A 4,796-nucleotide genomic window follows, 5' to 3' on the forward strand; every position below is an offset into this window, starting at 1 on the left:
TCGCTATCGGCGCGTACTATCGTCCGAATGAAGACACGATGTTCAGCGTCGGCGGTTCGTTCGGCGGCGGTGAAAACATGGTGAACGCGGGCGTTTCCGTAAAACTCGGACAGGGCAATAATGTATCGACCTCCAGAGTTGTTATGGCTAACGAAATCCAAGAGCTGAAAACAGCGAACGCGAAGATGCAGGACGAAAACATAGAAATCAAGAATGAAAACATAGAAATCAAGAATGAAAACAAAGAAATGAGGAATGAAATCGAAATTTTGAAAGAACAAATGCGGAAACTCATGGCAGCGAAATAAAGAGCAGCAACGGAAAAGGGGCACAGAGCATATGCGCCGTGACCCTTTTCGCATGGGGAATGCGTATTTTTTAGAGTGTGTTGCAGTTAAAGGGGAAGCAACCCCTTCCATCATAAACCTTCATTTACAAATCGATTTTACGCAAGTAAGCATTCCTAGCTGACATTGTGATCCGATGATGAGAAACGCCGGATTTATCACTTCGCTTGTTGTGAAGAGGGGGGCAAGGCAACGCTTTGCACCTATTTAGTAAAAAGTGAATAAAAAATAAGTAAAAAAATAAATACTTGTTTGGAATAACGCGTTTTTGGTGTAGACCTAGCAAATAAGATGGATTAATATTGTATGTGAGATGCAAAACCATCTTAGTCAAGTATGACGTCATTATTTAATGCTATTTTATTATGAAGGGATGAAGACCGATGAATAAGATTTACAAGCTTGTTTGGAGTCAGGTCAAAAACACTTGGGTGGCCGCGTCGGAGATGGCGAAGAGCCACGGCAAGAGTGGTCAGGTACGCGGCAGAGCGACGCTCACCGCTGCGGTTTTGGGCGTACTCATGGCAACCGCGCTGCCGGCATTCGGCGTGTACGCGGCGGATCTTACCGCTGACCAACAAGCGGTCTATGACGCGGTATTGAAAAAGCTCGACGAAAATAAAACAGCGGTGCATTACTTCTCCGTCAATTCTGACAACTTGAAGGGCACGAATGACAAATTATTTAATGATTTTACCAATTACTCCAATAAGCTGGCGACCGGCACGCAATCAATGGCGATCGGACGTCTGTCGGAAACGCCGTCCACGGGCGCTATGGCGGTAGGACATCACGCGGTGGCGGAAGGGTTCTTTTCCGTGGCGATCGGACCGGACGCGCTTGTCACCGGGGAAAAAATCACCAGTGATCAATATGAAGCACTGTCGGATGAAGATAAAAAGCTGTATGCACCGGTAGATACTAGGGCTACTTCATATCTCAAAATCAAGATGAAAGCGACCAAAGACGGACAAGATTCGTTTGAGGAAGAAGTCAACCAGGGCGTCGCGGTCGGCAGACACGCTCGCGTTCAAAAGAAACGCGGCACGGCGATCGGTTCCTATGCGGAAACGTATGACCTCCAGGGAACGGCGCTTGGTTTTGAGGCGCATGCGACAGGGGACAATTCCACAGCTCTCGGCGCGACCGCAAAAGCGCGGGCGAAGAACGCGGTGGCGATCGGATTCGGTACGGAAGCGGCATTTAGTGACAGCGTCGCGCTCGGCTCGTTTTCGCGTTCCCAAACAAAAGCGGGCATCAGCGGGTGGGATACTAGCCTTGGCATATCCAAAGGCGCGATATCCAGCGACAAAACCCATGTGTGGACATCGACGCTGCCCGCCATTTCGGTCGGTAATGACCAAAAAGGACTGACCCGCCAAATCATCAATGTGGCGGCGGGTCTTGAAGATACGGACGCCGTGAACGTAGCGCAGCTGAAACGTCTCCGCGAGAAGCACAATACGGACAGTGACGAGCTGAGCTCGAGAATCAGCGCGAATAACGGAGATATCAGTAAGCTTGGCGACAAGGTCCTGAACATGGGAGATGACATCAGAACCAATAAGGCGGATGTCACGAACCTGAAAGCCGGCTGGACGCTTAAGGACGCGAAGTCGGGCGCGAAAAACGTGAAAGCGAAAGATGAAGTCAAGGTAAGCGGTGATGAATACATTACACCGGTGGTCAGCGCTTCAGGTCTTTCGCTTACGGTAGATGAAAAAGCGCTGAATAAGCAGATCGCGAATAATGATGTGGTCAACGGCAAGATGGAGTCGTGGAAGCTGAAGGCCGGGACAGAGACGGACGCTGCCGAAGTGAAAGATGCCGATGAGGTTATTCTTGGCGTAGCGGACGAAAGTCAGGGACTCACCGTGTCGAGAAGCGACAAGACGGTCAAGTACGGGATTGACAAGAAAAAGCTTTCCGGCTATATCGCGGGCGATATCGTAAATAGCATTAATACAGGAAAAACACCTGTGACAAATATTGACGGCAGTTTCTCCGTGGGCGACGGACAGAACACGCACTTGGTCCATGTGGGAAATGATAAGCAGAGCAAGGTCGAATTCGTTGGTGCGGGCAATGTGAAGGTGACGGTCACAGGTGAAGATGATGCACCGAAGCTTACAGTCAGCCTGGACGAGGAGTTCGCCAAAAACGTGACCGACGCGGCCGCGGGAGTGAAAAAGAACGCGGGCGATATTGCCACAAACCAAACGAATATCACGAACCTGCAAGCGGGCTTTAGCATCAAAGACGGAAACGGCGGGGCTTCGGACGTCGCGCTTGGCGGAAAAGACAAAGCGGCGATTACTTTCAAAGCGGTTACTCAGGAGGGCGACGGCACCGGCGATGCTCTCACGGCGGCCGTAAGTGATGATCAGACGGTCACTTACACGCTGAATACGAAGAAATTGAAACAAGATCTGGGTATCGGCGATAAAGGCGTCGGCACGATGAATTCGTGGAAGCTGAAAGCGGGAGACGGCACAGCTAAGGATGTTGCGGATGGCGACACGGTCGCTTTTGACGTCAAGGAGCCGAACAAAGGTCTCACGGTGGAACAAGACGGAAATACCGTCAAATACGGTATTGACGGAAGCGCGATTGACCTTGCGGGCAATGCGAGCATTACTAATCTGAACAAGCAAATCAACGACAGCAAGATCCATTATTTCTCCGTCAACGCAGACGACAGTAAAAAACCTGCCGACACCAACTGGAATAACGACGGCGCGACTGGTAAAAACGCGATCGCGATCGGCAAAGATGCCAAAGCCGAAAGAGAATCGTCAGTAGTGATTGGTACGAAAGCATCATCCGGGGATGCGGCCAATGACGGAGTTGCTGTCGGTAGCAGTGCTTCTGTCACAGGCTTCGGCGGTGTAGCAATCGGGCGCAAAAGCAGCGCGGAAGGTCAGGAAACGGTAGCGATCGGCACCGGGGCTAAGGGCTCGATTCATCAAACCGTAGCGATCGGCGGCTACGCCAATGCGGACGGATTCGGAGCCGTAGCCATCGGCAGGAACAGCTCCAGCAAAGAGAGAGGTGTTGCTCTTGGTAACAGAAGCTTCAGTAACTACCGCGGCGTTGCGGTTGGTGAAACTTCCATTGCGGAAGCACCGTACGCTGTAGCGGTTGGCGACCAAACGGGATCGTATGCAATGGGTGCTGTTACCTTGGGAAATAAAACCAGAGCATTTGGCGATAGTTCCGTGGCGATCGGTAATCAGGCGAGGGTTTCAGGAAAAGGCATAACTCCGGAAGAATATAAAGCATTGCCGGAAGCGGATCAAAAATTATATAGACTCTATGAGGCTGTTTATTACAACTATGATGATCCGTCGAAACCGATTGTAGATAGAAAATATTACAAGGTGATAGACGCGCACGACTGGAGAGCTGAAAACCATTACAACTCGATAGCGATCGGTACGACTTCTTTCGTGGAAGCAAAAGAAGCGATTGGTATCGGTGCGGCTACAAGGATTCATGGCGACCGCGGCGTAGCGTTAGGATATGCGGCTGTGTCGGAAGAAAACGGAACGGCGCTTGGCGCAGGAGCGCAAGCCAAGGCTAACGCAGGTGTTGCCTTAGGTGAAGGCGCAGTGGCGGATACCGCTGCGGAAGTGGCCGGTTATGATCCCAAGACAGGAAAAGCATCCACAGAAACTACGCCGACATGGAAATCCGTGAAGGGCGCTGTATCTGTCGGTAACGCTGACGCGACACGACAGATTACCAATCTTGCCGCAGGCTTAGCAGACACCGACGCGGTGAACGTCGCGCAGTTGAAAGCGGTACAGGAAATCGCGGCGGCCAAGACCACTATCGAGGCGGGTGATAATATCACCGTAGCGCCGGGCGCGACGGCAGGCAGCTACAAAATTTCCGCGACCGATACGACACTGGAAGCGAATACCAACGCGCTTTCCCTCGACGGCAGCAAGCTGAGCCTTTCCGTTAAAGATACGGCGGGCAATAAAGTCACCGGCAGCGTGGACCTCAAGTCGATTCAGGATGCGGTCGACACCGACACGACCTACACGATGACAGGGACGGAAAATGCCGCTGACAATACCACGACCATCAGCTTGAAAGACAACGCCGGCAAAGAGCAGAAAGTCACGGTAGCGACGAAAGATACCAACACGTACACGACCGGTGGCACCTACGACGCGAACAAAAAGAAACTTGTATTCACGCAAAGCGACCCCAGCAAAAACTATGAGGTCGATGTTTCCAAGATGATCAGTGATGTGGTCAATACCGACACCACTTACACGCTGGAAGGCGAAGAGAATGACAACAACACGACCACGATTTTCCTTAAAGACAGCAACGGTAAAAAACAGCAAGTGACCGTCGCGACCAAGGACACGCGAAATACCATCGTGGACAGTGACACCGTAACCGTAGAAGCAAAAGCGCAAGAAGACGGCAGCA

Annotated in this window: 1 protein-coding gene and 1 pseudogene; both read left to right on the forward strand. The window is 51.4% G+C overall.

Annotated features, from left to right (window positions below):
* Positions 1 to 308, forward strand: a pseudogene (locus tag RDN69_RS05810) (hypothetical protein); the annotation flags it as partial.
* A 422-nt stretch (positions 309 to 730) separates the two neighbouring features.
* Positions 731 to 4,796: ESPR-type extended signal peptide-containing protein (locus RDN69_RS05815; RefSeq protein WP_288218364.1), on the forward strand; the 4,066-nt coding region annotated here is incomplete at its 3' end.

It is taken from the genome of uncultured Negativicoccus sp., from assembly GCF_902480485.1.
In the GTDB taxonomy this organism is placed as follows: domain Bacteria; phylum Bacillota; class Negativicutes; order Veillonellales; family Negativicoccaceae; genus Negativicoccus; species Negativicoccus succinicivorans.